Origin of the sequence: Streptomyces gilvus (assembly GCF_022513565.1) — a bacterium.
In the GTDB taxonomy this organism is placed as follows: Bacteria; Actinomycetota; Actinomycetes; order Streptomycetales; family Streptomycetaceae; genus Streptomyces; species Streptomyces gilvus.
Genome location: NZ_JAKWBE010000004.1, coordinates 338,900 through 361,666, shown reverse-complemented (window position 1 = coordinate 361,666; position 22,767 = coordinate 338,900). Strand labels below are relative to the sequence as shown.

The 22,767-nt window shown below is 72.2% G+C and carries 23 protein-coding genes; 10 read left to right on the top strand and 13 right to left on the bottom strand.

Annotation, left to right across the window (positions count from 1 at the left end; all coding sequences use genetic code 11):
• Window positions 1-168: 168 nt before the first annotated feature.
• Window positions 169-1,545: an NAD(P)/FAD-dependent oxidoreductase gene (locus MKW14_RS10065; RefSeq protein ID WP_240861250.1), complete on the top strand. Its 1,377-nt coding sequence runs from the start codon at window positions 169-171 to the stop codon at window positions 1,543-1,545.
• 80 nt (window positions 1,546-1,625) lie between these two features.
• Window positions 1,626-3,869: an FUSC family protein gene (locus MKW14_RS10060; protein ID WP_240861248.1), complete on the top strand. Its 2,244-nt coding sequence runs from the start codon at window positions 1,626-1,628 to the stop codon at window positions 3,867-3,869.
• 77 nt (window positions 3,870-3,946) lie between these two features.
• Here MKW14_RS10060 and MKW14_RS10055 read toward each other — a convergent pair whose 3' ends face one another.
• From MKW14_RS10055 to MKW14_RS10035, 5 genes are all read right to left on the bottom strand, one after another.
• On the bottom strand, window positions 3,947-4,378 hold the full coding sequence (locus MKW14_RS10055; protein ID WP_240861247.1) for a hypothetical protein: 432 nt from the start codon (window positions 4,376-4,378) through the stop codon (window positions 3,947-3,949).
• 28 nt (window positions 4,379-4,406) lie between these two features.
• Window positions 4,407-5,246 carry a DUF1206 domain-containing protein gene (locus MKW14_RS10050; RefSeq protein WP_240861245.1) on the bottom strand — a complete coding sequence of 280 codons (840 nt, stop codon included), beginning with the start codon at window positions 5,244-5,246 and terminating at the stop codon, window positions 4,407-4,409.
• Window positions 5,247-5,422: 176 nt separating this feature from the next.
• The gene (locus MKW14_RS10045; RefSeq protein ID WP_240861243.1) at window positions 5,423-5,665 is read right to left on the bottom strand and encodes a DUF5133 domain-containing protein; all 243 of its coding nucleotides are present in this window, start codon (window positions 5,663-5,665) and stop codon (window positions 5,423-5,425) included.
• A gap of 41 nt (window positions 5,666-5,706) precedes the next feature.
• Entirely contained in the window at window positions 5,707-6,567 is an 861-nt protein-coding gene (locus MKW14_RS10040) for a SigB/SigF/SigG family RNA polymerase sigma factor (protein ID WP_240861242.1), read from the bottom strand.
• 208 nt (window positions 6,568-6,775) lie between these two features.
• Window positions 6,776-7,219 carry an ATP-binding protein gene (locus tag MKW14_RS10035; RefSeq protein ID WP_240861240.1) on the bottom strand — a complete coding sequence of 148 codons (444 nt, stop codon included), beginning with the start codon at window positions 7,217-7,219 and terminating at the stop codon, window positions 6,776-6,778.
• A 263-nt stretch (window positions 7,220-7,482) separates the two neighbouring features.
• Here MKW14_RS10035 and MKW14_RS10030 point away from each other — a divergent pair, with 263 nt between their 5' ends.
• The 3 genes from MKW14_RS10030 (at window position 7,483) to MKW14_RS10020 (ending at window position 9,958) form a co-directional block, all read left to right on the top strand.
• Entirely contained in the window at window positions 7,483-7,704 is a 222-nt protein-coding gene (locus MKW14_RS10030; protein WP_240861238.1) for a hypothetical protein, read from the top strand.
• A gap of 46 nt (window positions 7,705-7,750) precedes the next feature.
• Complete coding sequence (locus tag MKW14_RS10025) at window positions 7,751-9,238, top strand: aminotransferase class I/II-fold pyridoxal phosphate-dependent enzyme (RefSeq protein ID WP_240861236.1); 1,488 nt, start codon at window positions 7,751-7,753, stop codon at window positions 9,236-9,238.
• A gap of 264 nt (window positions 9,239-9,502) precedes the next feature.
• Window positions 9,503-9,958, top strand: a complete 456-nt coding sequence (locus MKW14_RS10020; protein ID WP_240861234.1) for a cyclic nucleotide-binding domain-containing protein — start codon at window positions 9,503-9,505, stop codon at window positions 9,956-9,958.
• 3 nt (window positions 9,959-9,961) lie between these two features.
• Here the strand turns inward: MKW14_RS10020 and MKW14_RS10015 are convergent, their stop codons facing one another.
• Entirely contained in the window at window positions 9,962-11,296 is a 1,335-nt protein-coding gene (locus MKW14_RS10015) for an MFS transporter (protein WP_240861233.1), read from the bottom strand.
• Between the two features lie 70 nt (window positions 11,297-11,366).
• Entirely contained in the window at window positions 11,367-11,984 is a 618-nt protein-coding gene (locus tag MKW14_RS10010) for a LysE/ArgO family amino acid transporter (protein WP_240861231.1), read from the bottom strand.
• Between the two features lie 66 nt (window positions 11,985-12,050).
• On the opposite strand from MKW14_RS10010, the gene MKW14_RS10005 reads away from it, so the two are divergent.
• Window positions 12,051-12,959: a LysR family transcriptional regulator ArgP gene (locus tag MKW14_RS10005; protein WP_240861229.1), complete on the top strand. Its 909-nt coding sequence runs from the start codon at window positions 12,051-12,053 to the stop codon at window positions 12,957-12,959.
• On the opposite strand, the gene MKW14_RS10000 is transcribed toward MKW14_RS10005, so the two are convergent.
• Complete coding sequence (locus tag MKW14_RS10000) at window positions 12,925-13,656, bottom strand: TetR/AcrR family transcriptional regulator (protein WP_240861227.1); 732 nt, start codon at window positions 13,654-13,656, stop codon at window positions 12,925-12,927. The two genes, MKW14_RS10005 and MKW14_RS10000, sit on opposite strands and share 35 nt — an antisense overlap.
• A gap of 101 nt (window positions 13,657-13,757) precedes the next feature.
• On the opposite strand from MKW14_RS10000, the gene MKW14_RS09995 reads away from it, so the two are divergent.
• The 3 genes from MKW14_RS09995 to MKW14_RS09985 all read left to right on the top strand — a co-directional run bounded on the left by MKW14_RS09995 (window position 13,758) and on the right by MKW14_RS09985 (window position 15,814).
• Window positions 13,758-14,972 (top strand): saccharopine dehydrogenase family protein, encoded by a 1,215-nt coding sequence (locus tag MKW14_RS09995; RefSeq protein WP_240861225.1) that lies wholly within the window; start codon window positions 13,758-13,760, stop codon window positions 14,970-14,972.
• 110 nt (window positions 14,973-15,082) lie between these two features.
• Window positions 15,083-15,340, top strand: a complete 258-nt coding sequence (locus tag MKW14_RS09990) for a WhiB family transcriptional regulator (RefSeq protein WP_240861223.1) — start codon at window positions 15,083-15,085, stop codon at window positions 15,338-15,340.
• 126 nt (window positions 15,341-15,466) lie between these two features.
• Window positions 15,467-15,814, top strand: coding sequence for an antibiotic biosynthesis monooxygenase family protein (locus MKW14_RS09985; RefSeq protein WP_240861221.1), 348 nt, complete (start codon window positions 15,467-15,469; stop codon window positions 15,812-15,814).
• 23 nt (window positions 15,815-15,837) lie between these two features.
• Here the strand turns inward: MKW14_RS09985 and MKW14_RS09980 are convergent, their stop codons facing one another.
• Genes MKW14_RS09980 through MKW14_RS09965 form a run of 4 tightly spaced genes read right to left on the bottom strand, consistent with a single transcriptional unit; the run spans window position 15,838 to window position 20,584 of the window.
• The gene (locus MKW14_RS09980) at window positions 15,838-17,661 is read right to left on the bottom strand and encodes a sensor histidine kinase (RefSeq protein ID WP_240861219.1); all 1,824 of its coding nucleotides are present in this window, start codon (window positions 17,659-17,661) and stop codon (window positions 15,838-15,840) included.
• Window positions 17,658-18,356, bottom strand: a complete 699-nt coding sequence (locus MKW14_RS09975; protein ID WP_240861217.1) for a response regulator transcription factor — start codon at window positions 18,354-18,356, stop codon at window positions 17,658-17,660. The genes MKW14_RS09980 and MKW14_RS09975 overlap by 4 nt, the downstream gene beginning before the upstream one ends.
• An 18-nt stretch (window positions 18,357-18,374) precedes the next feature.
• Window positions 18,375-19,133, bottom strand: coding sequence for a L,D-transpeptidase family protein (locus tag MKW14_RS09970; protein ID WP_240861215.1), 759 nt, complete (start codon window positions 19,131-19,133; stop codon window positions 18,375-18,377).
• Between the two features lie 47 nt (window positions 19,134-19,180).
• Window positions 19,181-20,584 carry a M1 family metallopeptidase gene (locus MKW14_RS09965; RefSeq protein WP_240861213.1) on the bottom strand — a complete coding sequence of 468 codons (1,404 nt, stop codon included), beginning with the start codon at window positions 20,582-20,584 and terminating at the stop codon, window positions 19,181-19,183.
• Window positions 20,585-20,735: 151 nt separating this feature from the next.
• Here MKW14_RS09965 and MKW14_RS09960 point away from each other — a divergent pair, with 151 nt between their 5' ends.
• Entirely contained in the window at window positions 20,736-21,086 is a 351-nt protein-coding gene (locus MKW14_RS09960) for a DUF488 domain-containing protein (protein ID WP_240861211.1), read from the top strand.
• A 1-nt stretch (window position 21,087) separates the two neighbouring features.
• Here the strand turns inward: MKW14_RS09960 and MKW14_RS09955 are convergent, their stop codons facing one another.
• On the bottom strand, window positions 21,088-22,758 hold the full coding sequence (locus MKW14_RS09955; protein ID WP_240861209.1) for an FAD-binding dehydrogenase: 1,671 nt from the start codon (window positions 22,756-22,758) through the stop codon (window positions 21,088-21,090).
• Window positions 22,759-22,767 lie beyond the last annotated feature (9 nt).

Genomic DNA, 22,767 nt, shown 5'->3' with positions numbered 1-22,767 from the left:
GGTGCGTTTCCGCAGCCGGGCGGGCATGGTTGTGCTCGACGCGTTCGTCTGCCCGCCGTGCCCCGCTGGCGGAACGGTTGGGCAAGCGGTGGGATCGATGTGGTGCGAGCGGAGATCCAGGGCAGGCGAAGGGCGTCGGTTGCAGACCGCCTGGAGCCGCAGAAAGGGATGAACGACGTGACACGACCCAGGATCCTGGTGGTGGGCGCGGGCTTCGCCGGCGTGGAGTGCGTACGCAGGCTGGAACGCAAACTCGCGCCGGACGAGGCGGACGTCACCCTGGTGACCCCCTTCGCCTACCAGCTCTATCTGCCCCTGCTGCCCCAGGTCGCCTCCGGCGTGCTGACGCCCCAGTCGATCGCCGTGTCGCTGCGCCGCAGCAAGAAGTACCGCACCCGGATCATTCCCGGCGGAGCCATCGGCGTGGACCTGAAGGCCAAGGTCTGCGTCATCCGCACCATCACCGACCAGATCGTCAACGAGCACTACGACTACATCGTGCTGGCCCCCGGCAGCATCACCCGCACCTTCGACATCCCGGGACTGACCGAGCACGCCTTCGGGATGAAGACACTCGCCGAGGCCGCCTACATCCGCGACCACGTGATCTCCCAGCTCGACCTGGCCGACGCCAGCGACGATCCGGCCGAGCGCGCCGCGCGGCTGCAGTTCGTGGTCGTCGGCGCCGGCTACGCCGGCACGGAGACCGCCGCCTGTCTGCAGAAGCTCACCCACGGCGCGGTCAAGCGCTACCCGCGCATCGACCCGGCTCTGATCAAGTGGCATCTCATCGACATCGCCCCCAAGTTGATGCCCGAGCTCGGCGACAAGCTCGGCCGCAGCGCGCAGGAGATCCTCAAGCGGCGCGGCATCGAGGTCTCGCTGGGCGTGTCCATCGAGAAGGCGGGGCCGGAGGAGGTCACCTTCACCGACGGACGGGTGGTGCCCACCCGCACCCTGATCTGGACCGCCGGGGTCGCCGCCAGCCCGCTCATCGCCACGCTCGGCGCGGAGACGGTCCGCGGGCGCCTCGTGGTCACCCCCGAGATGAGCCTGCCCGGTCACGACGGGGTGTTCGCGCTCGGCGACTCCGCCGCGGTGCCGGACCTGGCGAAGGGGCAGGAGGAGGCGGTCTGCCCGCCCACCGCGCAGCACGCCATGCGGCAGGGCCCGCAGGTCGCCGACAACATCATCGCGAGCCTGCGCAACCATCCCATGACGCCGTACCGCCACAAGGACCTCGGACTCGTGGTCGACCTCGGCGGCACCGACGCCGTCTCCAAGCCGCTCGGCATCGAACTGCACGGCCTGCCCGCCCAGTTCGCCGCCCGCGGCTACCACTGGTGGGCGCTGCGCACCAACGTCGCCAAGGTCCGTGTGGCGACCAACTGGACGCTCAACGCGGTCGCCGGTGACGATTTCGTCCGCACCGGCTTCCAGGCGCGCAAGCCGGCCAAGCTCAAGGACTTCGAGTACACCGACGCCTATCTGAGCGCGGAGCAGGTGCGGGCGCAGGTCGAGGGGTCCGGGCGCAAGCAGCTGTGAGGCGGGTGCGGGCGCTTCGCGCCCGTCAAGCCATGCTGGGTCGCGGAACATGAGGTGAAGCGGGGAGTGAGTACGGCGGCGTGAGGGCAGCGCGAGGGTCGGTCAGGGTACGGCTGCGGGATCTCGTGGCGGCCTCCGACCCCGGGCTGCTGCGCCTGACCGCCGGGCTGCGGACGATGGGCGCGATCGCCCTGACGCTGGCCGTGCTCACCCTGCTGCACGCCGATGTGCGCCATCTGGTCGGCGGGGCCATCGCGGCGATGGTGGCCACCTTCGCCATCCGGGAGAAGCAGCCCGGCCCGCAGGCCGTCACCCTCGCCCTCGGGCTTCCGGTGGCCCTGGTCTCCGTGTCCCTGGGCGCGTTGCTGCACTCCCGGGTGATCGCCGGTGACGTCTTCTTCGTCGCGCTCATCTTCTGCGCCGTGTACGCCCGCCGGTTCGGCGACCGGGGCACCGCGCTGGGCCTGATCGGCTTCCAGGTCTACTTCATGTCCCTGTTCGTCGGCGCCACCGTCTCCGCGCTGCCCCAGCTGTACGGCGTCGTCGCGGTCGCCTTCGCGGCCAGTGCGGTGATGCGCTTCGGCCTGGTGCGCGAGACGCCCGCCGGGATCCTGGAGCGGCTGCGGGACGCCTTCCGCGCCCGGCTGGCCCAGCTGGTGTCCGCGCAGCTGGAGCTGCTGGACGCCGGCCCCGACGACATCGACAAGGCTCTGCAGGGCACCCGCGAGGGCACGGCCCGGCTGCACGACACGGCCATGATGATCCAGGGCCGGCTGGAGGACGGCACCTCGGACGAGGCCGTGGCCCGGCTGGTGCAGCGGCGCGTCGCGGACGCCGAGATCGCCGCCGAACGCCTCGGGCTGCTGCTGCTCACCGCGCGCAGCGCCGAGCGGGCGGACACCCTGACCCTGCACCTGCCGGGCGCGCCCCTGCCCGAGAGCGGCCGGCTGCCCGTGCGGGACGAGGCGACCGAGACCCTGCGCCGCGATCTTGAGGCGCTGCGGGCGCTGGTGCTGCGGCCGGTCTCGGCCCACCCCGGCGCCGGACTGGTCCAGGTGCGCAACCGGCTGCTCGGCTACCGGGACGAGGAGAACCTGCCCAAGGCATCGCCGGCCGTCCAGGACGTCTTCCGCGGCATCGGCGAGGCCGCCCGCGCCGTACTGGGCCTGAGGATCGCGCTGGACGGGCCGCAGGACGAGTCGGACGACACCCCGTCCGCCGCGCGCTCCCGGGAGGAGCTGGACGCCGAGGACGCCGCGATCGACGGGGGCGAGGAGAGCGCCGAGGACGCGGCGACGGGGCTGCGGCGGCCGACGACGCGGGCCGCGGTGCAGGTCGCGGTGGGCTCGTCGCTGGCCATCGTGGGCGGCGAGTTCCTCTCCAGTCAGCGCTGGTACTGGGCGGTGCTGACCTGCTGGATCGTGTTCATCAACACCGCGTCCACGGGCGAGATCCTGGTCAAGGGCTATCGGCGGCTGCTGGGCACCGTGCTCGGTGTGATCGCGGGACTGCTGCTCGCCGCGCTGGTGGGCCACCACACCTGGACGGCGTTCGCGCTCGTGCTGCTGTTCGTCTTCGCGATGTTCTACACGGCGCCGCTGTCGTACACGCTGATGTCGTTCTTCGTGACGGCGGCGCTGGGCCTGCTCTACACGCTGCTGCACACCTACAGCCTGTCGGTGCTGGTGCTGCGGGTGGAGGAGACGGCGCTGGGCGCAGCCTGCGGGATCATCGCGGCGGCGTTCGTGCTGCCGGTGCACACCGACCGCCGTACCGACGACCTGCTGCGGACGGTGCTGGAGCGGCTCGGCGAGGTCACCGAGGCCGCGGTCGAGCAGCTCAGCGGCGGGCCGCCGCACGAACTGCTGGACAAGGCGCGGGACCTGGACCAGGCGCTGGCTGACCTGCGGGCGGCCACGCAGCCGCTGACCCACCCGGTGACCCCGATGCGGACCCGGCGCGACACCGCCCGTTACGTGGTCGCGCTGCTGGAGACCTCCGCGTATCACGCGCGGTCGCTGGCCGCGATGGCCGAGCTGCTGCCCACGCATCCGTCCATCGCCGCCGATCCCCGGCTGCGCCGGGCGGGGCGGCGCCTGCTGCGCAACATCGACGCGATCGAGGCGCGGGTCGCGGACGAGCGGGCGGCCGTCGAGGTCGAGACGGGCGCGAGCATCGCCGCGCTGCTGGAGTCGGAGCTGCCCGGCGGGTCGCGCTACGGGCGGATCACCGACCGGGTGCTGCGGCATCTGCAGCGGCTGGACGAGGCGGTGGTGGGCCTGGCCCGGTCGCTGCGGGTGCCGGTGGCGGAGCCGAAGCGGTGACAGTGACGGGCTGAGAATCTCAGTGCCATGTCACATACCACTGGTCCTCCAGTGCCATGTCACACACCACTCGCCCGTCAGAAGTCCGTGGGCAGGCCGCTGACCTCGGCGATGCCGCGCAGCTCCTCGTTCTGGCGGTGCCGCTCGCGGATGTAGTCGGCGATCTCGCCGAGGCGAGTGGGGTCGGAAGCGGTGTCCGCGTCGGTGATCACACGGACCGGGCCGGTCTCGTCCAGGTTGATCTCGACGACCTCGTTGTCCAGTCTCCCGGTGACCGCGGCGGCGATGACCAGGGCGGCCTCGTCGCGGACCTCCTGGGACAGACCGTCGGTGCGTTCACCGTCGAGCGCGAAGTCGAGCTCGGGCAGGCGCTGCTCCTCGATCGCCCGCAGGATCGGCTGGACCACGTCGAGCAGCTGAAGGTAGTCCTCCGTGTCCATCCGGTTGCGCAGGAGGCCGAGATACATGTCGACGGGCCGGTGCTCGGGTGGAAACTCGGGTTCGTTCATCCCCATCGTGTTCCCCGTCCCTCCCGCGTCAGACCCGGCGCCAGCGCGCCAGGGCGAACGAGAACAGACCGAACAGGACCAGACCGGTCGCCACACAGACCAGCAGCCACGGGCCGAGCGGCGTGTCGGCGAACGAGCGCAGGGTGTCGTCCAGTCCCTTGGCCTTGTCGGGCTTGTAGTCGACGGCGGCACGCACCGCGAACACGCCCGCCGCGGCGAAGACCAGGCCGCGCGCCGCCCCGCCGCCCACGCCGGTCACGTCCACCAGCCGGCGCGCCCAGCGGGCCATCTGCGCGAGCTTGAGCTGACGGTGGTAGTCCCGGCGTACGGCCCGGGCCCCGACCCAGACACCCGCCACGATGACGCCGGCACCCGCGATGCCCACCAGCCACTGCCCGGCGGGCAGTTGGAGCACCCGCGCGGTGATGTCACGGGACTGCTCGTCGCTGGAGCCGCCGCTGCCGTCGTGCGGGCCGGCGGCGAACCGGAGCACCGAGTAGGCGACGAACGCGTAGAAGACGCAGCGGGCGGCCGCGATCAGCCGCTTGCGCGCACTGCGGCCGTCCTTGCCGACCGAGCCGAAGACGGCCTCCGACAGCCGCCACAGCGCCATGCCGACCAGGCCCAGGCCCAGCGCCCAGAGCAGGACGGCTCCGAAGGGCTGCCGGGCCAGCTCGCCGACGGCTCCACCGCGGTCGGCCTGCTGGTGTGTGTCGCCGAAGGCGATCTGCAGCGCGATGACGCCGACCAGCAGGTAGATCACCCCGCGGGCGGTGAGGCCGGCACGGGCGGCACTTTCGGTCACCGAGCCGCGGGCCGCACGTTCGGCCCGCATGCGGGTGGTATGTGACACAGCACTCGCGTTCATGTGAACCTCCCGTCGTGCGAATGCCCCGGCTTCGGCCCCCGACACCGGCCCCACCCCCTGCGATCCCGCCGGTCGGGACCCGCCGCCGGCACCTGGACGCACTGGACACAGCTGTGCCCGGAAGCGTGCTCGAGGCGCTTCCGGGCACAGCTGCCGCGGACTGGTGCGTGAGGTGGTCAGTCGGCCAGGGGTGCGGCGGTCCTCGACGGCGAGTGCACCGGGTCCGCCGCCGCCAGCAGCCGGTGGGCCGTCTCCAGGGCGTGTCTGACGTCACGGGTGCCGGTCGACACGCACAGCGTGTACGCCACGTCCTGCGCGCGAGGGCTCACCCGGCCCGCGCCGGTCTCGGCCTCCTCGGCCCGCAGCGACTCGTACTCCTCGACGAGTTTGCGCAGAAAGGCCGGATGAGGGATCAGCATGGTGTGTGTTCCTCCTCGACTCGGTATTCGCTCGGCTCGGCTCAGACCGCGGTCGACCGCCCGTCGGTGCCCCGTCGGCCGCGCTGTCCCATCGCCTCGGCGCGCACCTGGGCGCAGCTGCGGCTGATGAGGCGGGAGACGTGCATCTGGGAGATGCCCAGCTGGTCGGCGATCCGGCTCTGCGTCATGTCCTCGAAGAAGCGCATGTAGAGAATGGCCCGTTCGCGTTCGGGCAGGCGGCGCAGGCCTTCCTTGGCGGACTCGCGGTCGATCACGGTGTCGAAGGAGGAGTCCGTCGCACCGAGTGTGTCGGCGAGGCTGTAGCCGTCGTCGTCACCGGAGAGCTCGGCGTCCAGCGACAGGGTGCTGAAGCTCTCCAGTGCCTCCAGGCCGCAGCTCACCTCCTCCTCGGTGAGCCCGGTGTGGGCGGCGAGGTCGGCGACCGAGGGCTCGGGGGTGCCGGGGGTCTGGGTCAGCTCGCGGCGCGCGATCCGCACCTTGTTGCGCAGTTCCTGCACCCTGCGGGGTACGCGCAGCGCCCACATCCGGTCCCGGAAGTGCCGCTTGACCTCGCCGGTGATGGTGGGGACGGCGTAACTCTCGAAGGCGCCCCGCTCGGGGGCGAAACGGTCGATGGCCTTGACCAGTCCGAGGGCCGCGACCTGCCTCAGGTCCTCCACCGACTCGCCGCGGTCGCGGAAGCGGCCGGCGATGCGGTGGGCCATGGGCAGCCAGGCCTTGACGAGCTGGTCGCGGATCGCGTCGCGTTCCGGTCCGTCCTCCAGATTCGCCAGCCGGGCGAAGAGGTCGGCCGTGTCGGGGGCGTCGTCGTGCCGCCGCATGTGGGACGGGGCCTGGGTGGTCTGCGTGCTGGGACGGCTGGTCGACGTGTCGATGAGCATGCGGATTCGCTCCCGAACTGGGGGTTTCAGGGACATACCGCGGGAGAAGTCGCCCACCCGGACCGACTGAGGTCCGGCCAGCCATACCGCTCCCGCTGGCGCGCCTCCGGTCCGAAGCACGAAACTCCGTCTGCCCCTGGGTGGTGGGTACAAACTCCGCTTCCCGAAACTCTTCGCTCCGCTTCGTCCGGGGCCCTCGGGAAAGCCCTCAGGGAAGCGCCACCATCGCGGTGATGCACTTGCCGCCGGCGGGCAGCTCGGACACCCGCACGTCGCGCGCCAGCCGGCACACGATGGGCCAGCCCAGGCCGCCGGAACGGCGTCGTCCCCGGGCGTCCACGGGGGGCCTGGTCACCGGCAGTTCGGCGCTGCGGTCGCTCACCGAGACGCACAGACAGGGCCCGGCGACGTCGACGTGGAAATCGGTGACGCCGCCCCCGTGCAGCAGGGCGTTGGTGGCGAGTTCCGAGGCGACGAGCAGCGCGTCGCCCAGGGCGTCGGGATCCCAGTGCGTATGGGTGACCCGGCAGCGTTCGGCGACCACCTGTTCCACGGCCCTGCGGGCGTCGGCCGGGCGCCACAGGCGCGTCGGGCCGGTGCCCCGCGCGCCCGACGGCTCGATGACGGTATCGGTCGTGTGCTTCTCGCACATCGCCATGACTCCCTGTCGGAAGAATGAACTGGCCTGTGATCGATGAGGCGGACGGCTGGGTCCTGGCCGTCCCACGGCGCCGCACCGGCGCGGGCTGCTTCACGGCCACGGCGAGGTCCCGGCCGACAGCGGCAGCGTCCCGTCGCTCTGTGTGAGCACCGCAGGTCTCTCCTATCGGCTCACCGCCGCAGGCCCGGTCAAACCTCTCGTGTCGGACCCGCGCACACCGGTCTTCTCCCGGAGATCGCGGGTACCCGGCCGTCATGAGCGATGTCGTGGACTCAGACGAACTGCTGCGCCGTCTCCAGCGCGCCCGGGCCTGCGCACAGGAGGGGGCACGGTCCTGGCGGGAGCGCGCCGACGGCCTTCAGGCGGGCGAGCCGGACCCCGCGAGCGAAGCCGTCGTACGGACCCTGGCCTATGAGACGGTGCTCAGGGTGCTGGACGAGGTCCTCACCCCCGGCGCCCACTCCGAGCAGGGCTGATCCCTCCGCCTCGATTGACGCCCACCCCCCTGGGCACCCGACGCGCATGTCAGCCGATCACAGCCGAGCACCCGTCCTGGAAGCCCTGGCCGACTTCCATCGCCAGGGCCAGCTGTCCTTCTCCCCGCCCGGACACAAGCAGGCCCGTGGCGCCGACCCCGCCGTACGCGAGGTGCTGGGCGACGCGGTGTTCCTCGGTGACGTCCTGGCCTCGGGCGGGCTTGACGACCGGCTCACCCGGGGGCGGGTGCTGGAGCGGGCCGAGGAGCTGATGGCGGACGCTGTGGACGCCGAGCACACGTTCTTCACCACCTGCGGCAGCTCGCTGTCGGTCAAGGCCGCGATGCTGGCCGTCGCGGGACCGCACGAGAAGCTGCTGATCAGCCGGGACGCCCACAAGTCGGTGGTGTCCGGGCTGGTCCTGTCCGGCATCGAACCGGTGTGGGTGGAGCCCCGCTGGGACGCCGAGCGGCATCTGGCGCACGCCCCGTCCGCGGAACGCTTCGAGCAGGCCTTCGAGGAGCATCCCGACGCCAAGGGCGCCCTGGTCGTCAGTCCCACACCGTACGGCGCCTGCGCGGACCTGCGGGCGATCGCCGAGGTCTGTCACCGCCGTTCACGGCCGCTGATCGTGGACGAGGCGTGGGGCGCCCATCTTCCCTTCCATCCCGGTCTGCCGTCGTGGGCGATGGACGCGGGCGCCGACATCTGCGTGACCAGCATCCACAAGATGGGCAGCGGCCTCGAACAGGGATCGGTGTTCCATCTGCGCGGCGACCTGGTGCCGCCGCAGCTGCTGAAGACGCGTGCCGACCTGCTGGGCACCACCAGCCCGTCGGTGCTGCTGTACGCCGGGATGGACGGCTGGCGGCGGCAGATGGCCCTGCACGGCCGGGAGTTGATGGGCGGGGCGCTGGATCTGGCGGCCGAGGTGCGGGCGGCGATCGAGGAGATCGACGGCCTGCACGTCAACGACCGGGACGACTTCTGCGGTGCGGGCCTGGCCGACGACTTCGACCCGCTGCCGTGCGTCATCGATGTCTCAGGTCTCGGGATCACCGGCTTCCAGGCCGCCGACTGGCTGCGCGAGCACCGGCGGCTGGACATGCATCTCAACGACCACCGCCGCATCGGCGCCCAGATCACCCACGCCGACGACCGGGAGACGACCGGCGAGCTGCTGACCGGGCTCAAGGATCTCGCGCAGGCGGCGCCCGAACTTCCGCGCGCGGCACGGGTGGAGGTGCCCTCGCCCGCCGAACTGCGCATGGAGCAGGCGCGGTTGCCGCGGGACGCCTTCTTCGGTCCCGCCGAGGACGTGCCGGTCGGCCGGGCGGCGGGCCGGACCGCGGCGGAGATGATCACGCCGTATCCGCCCGGGATCCCGGCCGTTCTGCCCGGCGAACGGCTCACCGAGCCGGTCCTGCGGTATCTGCGCACGGGTCTGGAGGCGGGCATGAACCTGCCCGACCCCAGCGACCCCGAACTCGGGACGATCCGGGTCGTGGCGGCCGGAAACGAGGCCGCGGAGTGAAACCGGTCACGCAACCCGCTTTTCGCTACGCGTAGTGCCCCTTGATGGTTTACCGTTCATTCATACGTGGTGGCGGGGTCGACCGTACCGTCCTCCGACACCACCGCGAACGGCCCTGGCTGGCCTCCCCCGTCCAGCCAGGGCTTTTTCATGCGCGCGACTTCCGCACGGGAACTGCCGTCCGCCGAGGTGCTCAGCGGACCGGGAGCGGCTGAAATGGGCATAGGGAAACACCTCGGACCCACGCCGGCGAGGAGCCGTGCCATGACCAAAGCGATCAAGCTGCTGACCGCCCTCCCTCCGCCCCAGCGCCAGCGTCTGATGGCGCTCGCGAAGGAGGTCTCCTTCCCGGAGGACACCCGCATCTTCGAGGCGGGCGGCCGGGCCGACCGCTTCTGGGTGATCCGCTCGGGAGCGGTCTCCCTCGACCAGCGGGTCAACTCGCTGCAGAAGGTGACCGTGGCCAGCCTGGGCGCGGGCGATCTGCTCGGCTGGTCGTGGCTGTTCCCGCCGCACGAGTGGGACTTCGGCGCCGAGGCCTTCAGCCCGGTGCGCGCCTACGAGTTCGACGCGGCGCGGGTGCTGCGGCTGTGCGAGGAGGATCCGCAGCTGGGCATCGTGCTGGTGCGCAGCGTCGCCGAGATCCTCGCCCACCGGCTGGAGATGACCCGGGGCAGGCTGATGGAGCAGTACGCGGCGCACCGGCGCGGCGGCCTGTAGGCCTCAGATCCGGTAGCGGCGCAGGGCCGGTATCGCCGCGGTGAGCGCCAGCATCACGGCGACGACCAGCAGTCCGCCGCCCGCGACCGCGGCGCGCGGGCCGAAGGCGGAGCCCGCGGTGCCGTGCAGGACGTCGGCCAGGCGCGGGCCGCCCGCGACGACGACGGTGAAGACGCCCTGCATCCGGCCGCGCATCTCGTCGGTGGCGGCGGACAGCAGGATCGCCCCGCGGAAGACCATGGAGACCATGTCGGCGAGGCCGGCCACGGCGAGGAAGCCGGCCGCAATCCACAGGTTCCCGCTCAGCCCGGACCCGGTGATCGCCAGCCCCCACACGACGACCGCGCCGATGACCATCCAGCCGTGCCGGCGGGCCCGGGAGAAGGTGCCGGAGAACAGTCCGCCGAGCACGGCACCGATGGGGATGGCCGCGAAGAGCAGGCCGAGCGCGAGCCCCTCGCCGTAGGAGTCGTAGGTCTGCGCGGCCAGTTGCGGGAACAGGGCGCGGGGCATGCCGAAGACCATCGCGACGATGTCGGCGAGGAAGGAAAGCAGCAGCACCTTGTGCCGGGAGATGTAGCGGAAGCCCTCCGCGACCTGCCGTACGCCCGCCCGGCGCACCGCGGCGCCGGCCAGGGGCGGCAGCGAGGGCAGCCGGTAGACCGCCCAGACGGTGACGCACAGGGCGAGGGCGTCGACCAGATACAGCTCGGGCAGGCCGATGACGGGTATGAGGACGCCGGCCAGCAGCGGCCCGACGACCTGGCCGGTCTGCATGACGGTGGAGCCGAGCGCGTTGGCCGCGGGCAGTTGCTCCTCGGGCACCAGCCGGGCGATGGAGGCGTTGCGGGCCGGGGCGTTCAGACCCCAGAACGCCTGCTGCGTCGCGAGCAGCGCCATCAGCACCCCTACCGAGTCCAGCCCGCCGACGGCCTGCAGCCAGAACAGCAGGGAGGTCACCGCGATGCCGGTGTTGGTGACCAGCAGCAGCTTGCGGCGGTCCATGGTGTCGGCGACCGCTCCGCCCCACAGCGCGAACACGATCAGCGGCAGCAGTCCGGCGAGGCTCGCGGCGCCGACCCAGGCCGAGGAGCCGGTGATGTCGTAGATCTGCTTGGGCACCGCGACCGCGGTGAGCTGGCTGCCGACCGCGGTGACGATCGTCGAGGACCACAGGCGCCGGTAGGCCGGGACGCGCAGCGGGCGGGTGTCCATCGCCCAGCGGCGCCAGCCGCGCCGGGGAGGGGCCCCCGCCTCTTCTTCGGTGGCGGGGGCCGGTGGCTGCGGTTCGGTGCTGCGCTCGCTCGTGTCCACGGGTGTCCTGGTTGCTCGATACATCTTTCGGGGCCGGGGTTCACTATCGCAGCAACGCCGGGACGCCGGGACGCGCGATCTCAGCCCTCGGTCATCAGGCCCGGGCCACGAGCATCCCGCCGAGCGTGATCATCGTCGCGGCCACCAGCCCGTCCAGCACCCGCCAGGCGGACGGCCTGGCCAGGAAGCGGCCGAGCAGACGGCCGCCGAAGCCGAGGGCGGCGAACCAGCACAGGCTGGCGAGGGCCGCTCCGAGGCCGAAGGTCCAGCGCAGTCCGCCCCGGTGTGCGGCGATCGAGCCGAGCAGGAACACCGTGTCCAGGTAGACGTGCGGGTTGAGCCAGGTCAGCGCCAGACAGGTCAGCACCGCCCGCCGACGCGAGTGGGTCGCCTCGCCCTCGGTGCGCAGCGAGTCCCCGGCCGGCCGCAGCACCCGGCGGGCGGCGAGGGCGCCGTAGCACAGCAGGAAGCCGCCGCCGATCCAGCCGACCGCCGTGAGCGCCCGCGGATACGCCACCACCACCGCGCCGACCCCGCCGACGCCGAGGGCGATGAGCACGGCGTCGGACAGGGCGCAGATGCCGACCACGGCGAGCACCGCGTCACGGCGGATGCCCTGGCGCAGGACGAAGGCGTTCTGGGCGCCGATGGCGACGATGAGCGAGAGGCCGGTGCCGAATCCGGCGGCCGCGGCGGTCAGGGCGTTGGTCATGCCGTCGACGCTACGGAGACGATCACACGACGTACAGCTAAAGATTCTTACGTATCATTAGCCGATGTGAAGACCGAGCTGACCGAACTCCCCCTCGACCAGGTCCGCACCCTCCTCGCCGTGGTCGACGAGGGCACCTTCGACGCGGCGGCCGCCGCGCTGCACGTGACCCCGTCGGCGGTCAGCCAGCGGGTGAAGGCACTGGAGCAGCGCACCGGCCGGGTGCTGCTGATGCGTACCAAGCCCGTGCGGCCGACCGAGTCCGGCGAGGTCGTGGTGCGCTTCGCCCGCCAGCTGGCCCGGCTGGAGCGCGACGCCCGCGCCGAGCTCGGCATGAGCGGGGCCGGGGAGCCGACCCGGGTGTCGATCGCGGTGAACGCCGACTCCCTCGCCACCTGGCTCCTCCCCGCCCTCACAGGGGTACGGCACGAGCCCCGCCTCTGCTTCGAACTGCGCCGCGAGGACGAGACCCGCACGGCCTCGCTGCTGCGCGAGGGCGCGGTGATGGCGGCGGTGACGTCCTCGTCGGAGCCCGTGACGGGCTGCTCGGTGCGCGCGCTGGGCCGGATGCGCTACGTTCCCGTGGCCAACCCGGACTTCGCCCGCGACCATCTCGACGGCCCGCTGCGTGACGTGCTCGCCGCGGCCCCCACCGTCGTCTTCGACCGCAGCGACGACCTGCAGGACGCCTTCGTCCGCCGGTTGCGGCGCGGCGGCGGCAGTGCGAGTCCGGTACGGCACTTCGTGCCCACGTCGGAGGGTTTCGCCGAGTCCGTCGCGGCGGGCCTCGGCTGGGGACTCGTACCGGAGGTGCAGGCCGAACCCCTGCTGCGGGCCGGGCGGCTGGTCCACCTCGACCCGGATCTCGCCCTCGACGTCCCGCTCTACTGGCAGCAGTGGAAGCTGGACTCCCCGGCCCTCGCCTCGGTCGCCGACGCGGTCACGCGGGCGGCTCAGCAGGCGCTGCGCGGCTGAGCGCGGCCAGCTGCGCGGCCGCGCTGTCCAGCAGCATCTCCAGCGCCGTCGGATACGCGCTGTCGACCATGCGGGTCGCGAGGAGGGGTGCGGCCTCGGCGATACGCGGGTGCGTGGTGCGCGGCAGACGGGCGTAGGTCGAGCGCCACATGTCCTCGTCGGCGCGCAGGGCCGCGCTGGGCAGGGTGAGAGAGGCCGCGTCCAGGGCGGCGAAGGCCAGCGTCTGGTCGATGAAGGCGTGGTAGACGCGCACCGTGTCGGCGAGCGGGAAGCCGGCAGTGTGCAGCACGTCCAGGACGGCCTCGTCCGCGGCGAGTTCGTTCGCCCGGCCGGTGACCCGGTTCGTGGTCAGCAGCGCGGCCTGCGGATGGGCGAGGTACGCGGCGTGGATGCGCAGTCCGACCGCGCGCAGGTCCGCCCGCCACTCCCCCGTCGGCCGCCAGCCGTCGAGGGCCTGGCCGATCAACGCGTCGCCGATGGCGAGGGTCAGGTCGTCCATGCCGCGGAAGTAGCGGTACAGCGTGCTCGGGTCGGCGTCCAGCGCCAGACCGAGCCGGCGGGCGGTCAGACCCGCGCTGCCGTGCTCGCGCAGCATCCGCAGCGCCGTCTCGACGATCAGCCCCTCGGACAGCACCGTGCCGCTCTTGGTGGGCCGGCGCCTGCGCCGCCGCTCCTCGGGCACGACCGGTTTGGGCACCGCGACCTCCTTATGCCAACGCCATTGACCTTACGTGAGCCGGAGGCGTTCCATCTCCGGCGGGGCCCCACGTCATCCACCCCGGCACAGGGAGTTCTGTCATGCGTGTACTGCTCGTGGGCGCCGGCGGTGTCGGCACCGCCGTCACCCGGATCGCGGCCCGGCGTTCCTTCTTCGACGCGATGGTCGTCGCCGACTACGACCCGGCCCGGGCCGAGGCGGCGGTCGCGGCCGTCGACGACGACCGCTTCACCGCCGAGCGCGTGGACGCGGGCGACGAGCCGGCGGTCGTGGACCTGCTGCGCCGGCACCGCTGCGACGTCCTCCTCAACGCCACCGACCCGCGCTTCGTGATGCCCCTGTTCCGGGCGGCCCGCGCCGCCGGCGCCACCTACCTCGACATGGCGATGTCCCTGTCCCGTCCGCACCCCGAGCAGCCGTACGCGCGCTGCGGGGTCAAGCTGGGCGACGAGCAGTTCGCACGCGCCGAGGAGTGGGAGAAGGCGGGCGCGCTGGCGCTGGTCGGCATGGGCGTGGAGCCGGGACTGTCGGACGTCTTCGCCCGGTACGCCGCCGACGAACTCTTCGACGAGATCGAGGAGATCGGCATCCGGGACGGCGCGAACCTCACCGTGGACGGCTACGACTTCGCGCCCTCCTTCAGCATCTGGACCACCATCGAGGAGTGCCTCAACCCGCCCGTCGTCTACGAGGCCGACCGCGGCTGGTTCACCACCGAGCCGTTCAGCGAGCCGGAGGTGTTCGACTTTCCCGAGGGCATCGGTCCGGTCGAGTGCGTGAACGTGGAGCACGAGGAGGTGCTGCTCGTGCCGCGCTGGGTGGACGCCCACCGGGTGACCTTCAAGTACGGGCTGGGCCGCGAGTTCATCGACACCCTCAGGACGCTGCACCTGCTCGGCCTGGACAGCACCGCCCCGGTGACCGTGCCGAGCGCGTCCGGGCCGGTGGCGGTCTCACCCCGGGACGTCGTCGCCGCGTGTCTGCCCGACCCGGCCACGCTCGGCGAGCTGATGCACGGCAAGACCTGCGCGGGCACCTGGGTCCGCGGCACCAAGGACGGCGCGCCGCGCGAGGTGTACCTCTACCACGTCGTCGACAACCAGTGGTCCATGAAGGAGTACGGCAGCCAGGCGGTGGTGTGGCAGACCGCCGTCAATCCGGTCGTCGCCCTCGAACTCCTCGCCGGCGGCGCCTGGTCGGGCTCCGGCGTCCTCGGTCCGGAGGCGTTCCCGGCCCGCCCGTTCCTCGATCTGCTCACCGCCTACGGCACCCCGTGGGGCATGCGCGAGCAATGAACACCGTTTCTCCGCGATTCCCCTTGTTTTGCTCACGCATCGACAGGTCACCCGAAAACGAGTAAGCCATTCGCGAGGGCACGTACGACTTCGATCGCAGGTGACTATTGATGGACTACTGGCGAGACCAGGCCGCGTGCCGCAACGAGGATCCCGACCTCTTCTTCCCGATCGGCACCTCAGGCCCCGCGTTGTTGCAGACCGAACAGGCGAAGGCGGTGTGCGCTCGCTGCCCGGTGCGGGACGAGTGCCTGGAATGGGCACTGGACCACGGCGAGATCCTGGGCGTGTGGGGCGGAACCGGGGAGATGGAGCGGCGGGCCCTGCAACGCCGCCGCCGCGCGGCGGCCCGCCGGGGTGGCGCGTAGGACCGCCCGGCATCCGCAAGGACGGTGGACGCGCAGCTGGGTGCGCCACGCGTAGAAGGTCCGGGAAGGTGGGCGTCGTAGACTCCTGAGCTCCCCGGAACCGGAGGACCACGAAGGGAGGACGCCGTGACCCATGTCGCGCCCGCGTCGCTGCCCGCCCCGCCCTACTACGCCGTGGTGTTCACCGCCGTGCGGACCGCCGGGGACAACGGGTACGCGGAGACGGACGAGCGGCTGATGAAGCTGGCCGCCGACCAGCCGGGATTCCTCGGCGTCGACGGCGCTCGCGGTGCGAACGGGCTGGGGATCACGGTGTCGTACTGGCGGGACGAGGAGTCGATCGCCGCCTGGCGGGAGCACGCGGAGCACGCCCTGGCCCGTGCGCACGGACGCGAGCAGTGGTACGCCTCGTTCGCCCTCCACGTGGCCAAGGTCGAGCGTGCCTACGGGTTTACCCGCCCGGCGGATTCATAGGACCCGTCGCAGCACCGGGCCCCCTACTCCTGCGGCGCCCCGCTGCCCGGCAGTCGGATCGTAAACACGGCCCCGGTGCCCGGTTCGCTCGCCGCGGTGATCGTGCCGCGGTGGGCGGTGACCAGGTGGCGCACGATCGGCAGACCCAGGCCGCTGCCGCCGGTGCGGCGGCTGCGGGACTTCTCGGCGCGCCAGAACCGCTCGAAGACGTGCGGCAGGTCCTGCGGGGCGATGCCCGTGCCGGTGTCGCTGACGGTGAAGACGACCTCGTCGCCGTTCCGGTGTGCCGCCAGGGTGACCGTGCCGCCGGCCGGGGTGTGCCGCAGGGCGTTGGAGACGAGGTTGCCCAGGGCCTGCCGCATCCGCACGGGATCGGCGTCGAGCCAGGGGGAGCCGTCGGTCTCGGTGCGCAGGGTGACTCCGGCCCCGGCGGCGGCGACGCGGTGGGCGGCGGCGACCTGGTCGAGCAGGTCGTCGGCGCGGACCGGCTCGGGATGCAGGCGCAGGGTGCCCGCGTCGGCGGCCGCGAGGTCCTGCAGGTCGTCGATGACGCGCTGCAGCACCATCGCCTCCTCGTGCAGGGAGCCGAGCAGTGCCGGGTCGGGGTCGACCACGCCGTCGCGGGTGACCTCCAGCCAGCCGCGGATGTTGGTGAGCGGACTGCGCAGTTCGTGCGCGATGTCGCTGACCATCGCCTTGCGCTGGGCCTCGATGCGTTCCCGGCGCTCGGTCAGGTCGTTGAAGGCCTCCGCCAGGATGCCGGTCTCGTCCCGGGTGGTGACCGGCACCCGGACGTGCAGCTCCGGAGGCTGCTGGGCCGCCTCGGTCAGCGCGCGCAGCGGCCGTACGAGCCGGGTGGCGACGACCGCGGTCACCGCGACCGTCACGGCGAGGACCAGCCCGACGACCCCGATGATCTTCGCCTTGTTGGCGGGGGACATGTCGAAGCGGGGCGGAGTGGTGTCGTCGCCGCCGAGATACAGGTCGGCCACCGGGGCGACGTACGGGTCGAGTTGGGCGCGCAGCGCGGAGTCGGCGCAGCTCTGTGCCGTCTTCAGGGGCTGCTCGTCGCCCTCCTTGGCGTACTTGGCGACGATGTACCGGCTTTGGGGGTTCCTTCCGCTGGGGTTGAGGTAGAGGTACAGCGGTGCCTCGAGTCTCTGGTCGTGCCGCTGCAAGCAGGTGCGGGCGGCCCTGGTCAGCGCGTCGATCGCCGTGCGCTCGGTGGGGACGGGGGCGTTCAGGCCGTAGCCGCACTCCTCGGAGAGGGAGTCGGTGCCGTCGCTGCCGTCCGACGCCAGCAGGACCGGCCGGCCGCTGGGGGTGTGCTCGATCCTGACGTCGACGCTGTACCGGGCGTGGCAGGTGCGCAGTTTCTCGGCGATCGCGTCCAGCCGGGAGCGTTCGTTCGCGGTGATCCGGTAGGGGCCCACGGCGCGCGGGTCGACGCCGCTGAGCTGCGCGCCGGGCTGGGTGTAGGTGTCGGTGTGCAGGGGGTCGACGGTGGCGGCCGCGCCGAGGGGCAGGGCGGTGCCCTTGCGGGCCGAGTCGGCGATGAGGGTGCGGTCGGTGGTGGTCAGGGCGATGCGCCGCCCGGTCCGTTCGGCGAGGTCGGTGACGAGGGGCTCAACGCCCTTCCAGTCGGGGTGGGTGGCCGCGTATCCGCTGAGCCTGGCCAGGATGCGCAGGTCGTCGGCGAGGTCCTGGCCCTGTTCCTCGCGCAGCGCGCGGGTGGTGGTCTCCACCGCCAGCCACGTGGTCGCGGCCACCGAGCACACCGCGATGAGCGCCGAGGCGAACAGCAGCCGGACCAGGAGCCGTTTGCGCAGCGGTATGCGCCGCTTCACGGACGGCCGCCGCTGAGCTTGTAGCCCACGCCGAACACGGTCAGCAGGCGCACCGGGCGGCGCGGATCGGCCTCGATCTTCTTGCGCAGGTTCATGACGTGGACGTCGACGGCGCGTTCGGTGGAGGCTCGGTCGAAGCCCCGGGTGCACTGCAGCAACTGCCGCCGGGTGAAGACCCGTTCGGGCTCGGCCGCCATGGCGAGCAGGATCTGGAACTCGGCAGGCGTGCACTCCACCGGCTCGCCGTCCAAGCGCACCTCGTGCCGCTCCGGGTCGACCGACAGCCCGGCCGCGCGCACCACGGGGTCCTCCCGTACGCCGACGGCCCGGCCGCTGCGCCGCAGCACCGTGCGGATGCGGGCCATCAGCTCGCGCGGGCTGTAGGGCTTGGTCATGTAGTCGTCGGCGCCCAGTTCGAGGCCGAGGAGCACGTCGTCCTCCTCGGAACGCGCGGTCAGCATGACGACCGGTATGTCCTGGTCCCCGCCGCGCAGCACCCGGCACACCCCGAAGCCGTCGACGACCGGCAGCATCAGGTCGAGGACGACCAGGTCGGGGGCGAGTCTCCGGGCGGCCTCCAGGGCGGCCGCGCCGTCGTGGACGACGGTGGCCGTGTGGCCCTCGGCCAGCAGCGAGCGGCGGATGAGTTCGGCCTGCATCTCGTCGTCCTCGGCGACCAGTACATGTGCGCACACGCGGCGGATCCTAAGCGGTCAGCGGGCCAGGGACGCCGCGTCGCCCATGACGACGACGGGGTGGAGGGCGGGGTCGAGCGCGCGCAGCAGTTCCTTCATGTGCTCGGCGGAGATGCTGACGCAGCCGTGGGTGGGGCCGCCGTGGTCGACGTGGAACCATATGCCGCCGCCGCGGTCGGAGCCGAGCGGGCGGGTCCAGTCCAGGGGCGAAGTGCCGGGCCTGCGGTTGTAGTTGATCGCGACAACGTAGTCGAAGGACCCCGCGAGGGGTTCGCCCTCGAAGCCCGTACCGGGTGCGACGAACCCGCCGGAGCGGTGGTACGGCAGTCTGCTGCCGGGGTCCTTCAGCAGCCCGCCGGCGTCGGTGAGACCGAACACCCCGACGGGTGAGCGCAGATCACCCCTCATGTGGTGGCCGGACCAGCCCTTGAGGGCGTTGTGCGCGGGCCAGCTCGCGCCGGGCTGCCAGCCGGTCGCCGTCCGCTCGTACAACACCACCGTGGAGTCCGGGGAGTTCTCGCCCTTGCCGGTCACCACGACGGCCTGGCGGGTGTCGCCGGGTATCCGGGCCAGCGTCCTCGGTCCCAGGCCGGGCAGTCGCAGCGGGGCGGCCGCCACGGACATCTGGGGCGAGGGCGAGGTCAGGGGGCTGATGTCGGGCGCGCTCGGCCCGGCCGCCACCGGACCCGAGGGGTGGCCCGGCGACGCCACTGCCCCGCCGCCGCATCCCGTCAGGAGCAGGGAGGCGGCGAGCAGGGCGGCACGGGGTCTATTCATGATCACGGATCGACTGTGACGCACACATGTGAGGAACTCGTCAGCTTTCAGGCGCTGTTCGGCTTCCCCGGAGTGTAGAGCCAGGAGGTGAACAGGGAGTGGAGGTCCTTGCCGGACTCCCGTTCGGCCAGCCGCACGAACTGCGCGGTCGTGCCGTGGCCGCCCCGGTGTTCGCCGGCCCAGGCGCGCAGGATGCGGAAGAAGACCGGATCGCCGACGGCCCCCCGCAGTTCGTGCAGGGTCATGGCGCCGCGGGCGTAGACGGGGGTGCCGAAGATGTTCCTGCCGCTGCCGGGGTTGCCGGGCGGGAAGGCCCACAGGCCGTCGCTCGCCGGGCGGGCGTAGAGGGAGTCGAAGGTCTTCTGCGCGCTGTCGCCGCCGTGCTGCTCGCTGTAGAGCCACTCAGCGTAGGTCGCGAAGCCCTCGTTGATCCAGATGTCCTTCCAGGAGGTGAGGGAGACGGAGTCACCGAACCACTGGTGGGCGTTCTCGTGGACCAGGGTGCTCAGGTCGGGCGCCGAGTCGTACAGGGGCCGCGACTGGGTCTCCAGCGCGTAGCCGACGTCGGCGTGGTCGACGATCGACCCCGCGTTGCGGAACGGGTAGGGCCCGAAGACCTTGCTCTCCCACTCCAGTACGGACGGCAGCTTCTTCAGCACGGGCGCGGCGGCGGAGGCCTCCCGCGGGTCGACGGCGTTGTAGACGCGGATGCCGTCCCGGGTGGTGTACTGCTCCACCTTGAACGTGCCGACGGTCGCCGTGGCGAGGTAGGCGGCCATGGGCTCGCTCTGGCGCCAGTGGAAGGTGGTCCGTCCGTGCGCGGTGCGCCGGGAGAGCAGGCGGCCGTTGGAGACGGCGGTACGGCCCTGGGGGACGGTGATCGTGATGTCGTACGACGACTTGTCCTTGGGGTGGTTGTTCGCCGGGAACCAGGTCATGGCGCCCTGCGGCTCCCCGGCGACGAAGGCGCCGTCGTCGGTGGGGATCCAGCCGTCGGCCGAGCCGTCGGGGTCGGTGACGGGTTTGGGCGTGCCCTGGTAGGTGACGGTGACGCGGAACTGCTCGCCCTTGTGCAGGGCCCGGCGCGGGGTGACGACGAGCTCCTGTCCGTCACGGCGGAAACCTGCCTTGGTGTGGCCGACGCTGACGCCGGTGACCTTCAGGCCCTTGAGGTCGAGGTCGAAGCGCGACAGGTCCTGGGTGGCGCGGGCGGTGAGGACGGCGGTGGCGTCGAGGTGGCGGGTGGAGGTGCTGTAACGGAGCGTCAGGCCGTAGTGCTCGACGTGGTAGCCGCCGTTGCCGGCGAGCGGGAAGTAGGGGTCGCCTGCGCCGCGCGCTCCGCCGGTGGCGGCGACGGCGGTTCCGCTGCCGGCGAGCAGGGCCGCGAGGGCGACGGGGACCGTCAGGGGCACGGCGGTGCGGGCGGCGGTCTGTCGGCGGGACAGTCTCACATGAGCTCCTTGGGGGGTGGCCGGTGATCAATCGCCCCAGGCTAGGGGGCCGGGTCACCGGTACACCTCCTCCTTTTGGCCAAGTCACGCAGCGTCACCCGAGAGCCGGGCATTACGCTCAAAACCACCCGCCCCGCCAGAGAGGCCCGAAGTGAGCGTTCGCGTACGTCGTGTCTACGAACCGCCCGAGCCGGACGACGGCGTCCGTGTCCTGGTCGACCGGCTGTGGCCGCGCGGCCTGTCCAAGGACGCGGCGCAGGTGGACGAGTGGCCCAAGGGCCTCACGCCGTCGACCGAGCTGCGGCGCCGGTACCACGCGGGCGAGGGCTCGTACGAGGAGTTCAGCGACCGTTACGAGGCGGAGCTGGACGCTCCGGAGGCCGCCGAACTCCTCGATCACGTACGGCAGTTGGCACACAAGGGGACCGTCACCCTGCTGACCGCGTCGAAGGACCCCGAGCACAGCCACGCCGCGGTGCTGGTGCGGCTCCTCGGCGCCTGACTCAGGCGGTCTGCTGGGCCGCCGCCCGCCCGGCGGCCCGCCCGGAGAAGAGGCAGCCGCCGAGGAAGGTGCCCTCCAGGGCGTTGTAGCCGTGGACGCCGCCGCCGCCGAAGCCTGCGACCTCACCGGCCGCGTACAGGCCCTCGATGGGGGTGCCGTCCAGGCCGAGGGCGCGCGAGTCGAGGTCGGTCTGGATGCCGCCGAGGGTCTTGCGGGTGAGGATGTTCAGTTTGACGCCGATCAGGGGGCCCGCCGCGGGGTCCAGGATGCGGTGCGGGGTGGCGACGCGGCCGAGACGGTCGCCGATGTAGCGGCGGGCGTTGCGGATGCCCTGGACCTGGGCGTCCTTGCTGTAGGGGTTGGCGATCTGCAGGTCCCGGGCCTCGATCTGGCGGCGCAGCTCGGCCGCGTCGAGCAGCGGCTTGTCCGTCAACTCGTTCATCTTGGCCACCAGTTGCTCCAGGGTGGGGGCGGTCACGAAGTCGGCGCCCTTGCGCAGGAAGGCGTCCACCGGGCCGGGGGCGCCCTTGCCGAGACGGTTCTTCAGGACCGCGGCCTTGTCCTTGGCGGTGATGTCGGGGTTCTGCTCGGAGCCCGACAGGGCGAACTCCTTCTCGATGATCTTCTGGGTGAGGATGAACCAGGAGTGGTCGTGGCCCGCGATGTCCTCGGTGGTGCGCAGGTACTTGAGCGTGTTGAGGGTGTCGTAGCCCGGCAGACAGGGGTCGGGCAGACGGCGGCCGAGGGCGTCGAACCACATCGAGGACGGGCCGGGCAGGATGCGGATGCCGTGGCCGGGCCAGATCGGGTCCCAGTTGCGCAGACCCTCGGTGTAGTGCCACATGCGGTCGCGGTTGACCAGGCGCACGCCGGCCTCGGCGCTGATGTCGAGCATGCGGCCGTCGACGTAGGCGGGCACGCCGGTGACCATCTCGGCGGGCGGGGTGCCCAGGCGCGCGGGCCAGTAGCGGCGGACGGTCTCGTGGTTGGCGCCGATGCCGCCGGTGGTGACCACCACGGCCCGGGCGGTCAGCTCGAAGTCTCCGACGCGGTCGCGGTTGGAGGCGACACCGCGGGCGGCGTCGTCCGGGGCGAGGACCGTGCCGCGCACCCCGCGCGCGGTGCCGTCCTCGATGACCAGCTCGTCGACCCGGTGGCGGTGGTGGAAGGTCAGCAGTCCGTCGCGGGCGGCCTGCCTGGCGTAGGTGACGAAGGGTTCGACGACTCCGGTGCCGGTGCCCCAGGAGACGTGGAAGCGGGGCACGGAGTTGCCGTGTCCGTCGGCGCGCAGGTCGCCGCGCTCGGCCCAGCCGACCGTCGGCAGGAACTTGATGCCGTGCCCTTCCAGCCAGGTCCGCTTCTCCCCCGCCGCCCACTCGACGTAGGCGCGTGCCCAGCGCACCGCCCAGGAGTCCTCGTCGTCCGTGCGGTCGAACCGCGCGCTGCCCTGCCAGTCGTTCCAGGCCAGTTCCAGGGAGTCCTTGATGCCGAGGCGGCGCTGCTCCGGGGTGTCGACGAGGAAGAGCCCGCCGAAGGACCAGAAGGCCTGGCCGCCGAGGTTGGCGGCGTTCTCCTGGTCCACCAGGGCGACCCTGCGGCCCCGGCTGGTGAGTTCGTGCGCGGCGACCAGGCCCGCGAGGCCCGCTCCGACGACGATGACGTCCGCGTCCATGGCGTCCGT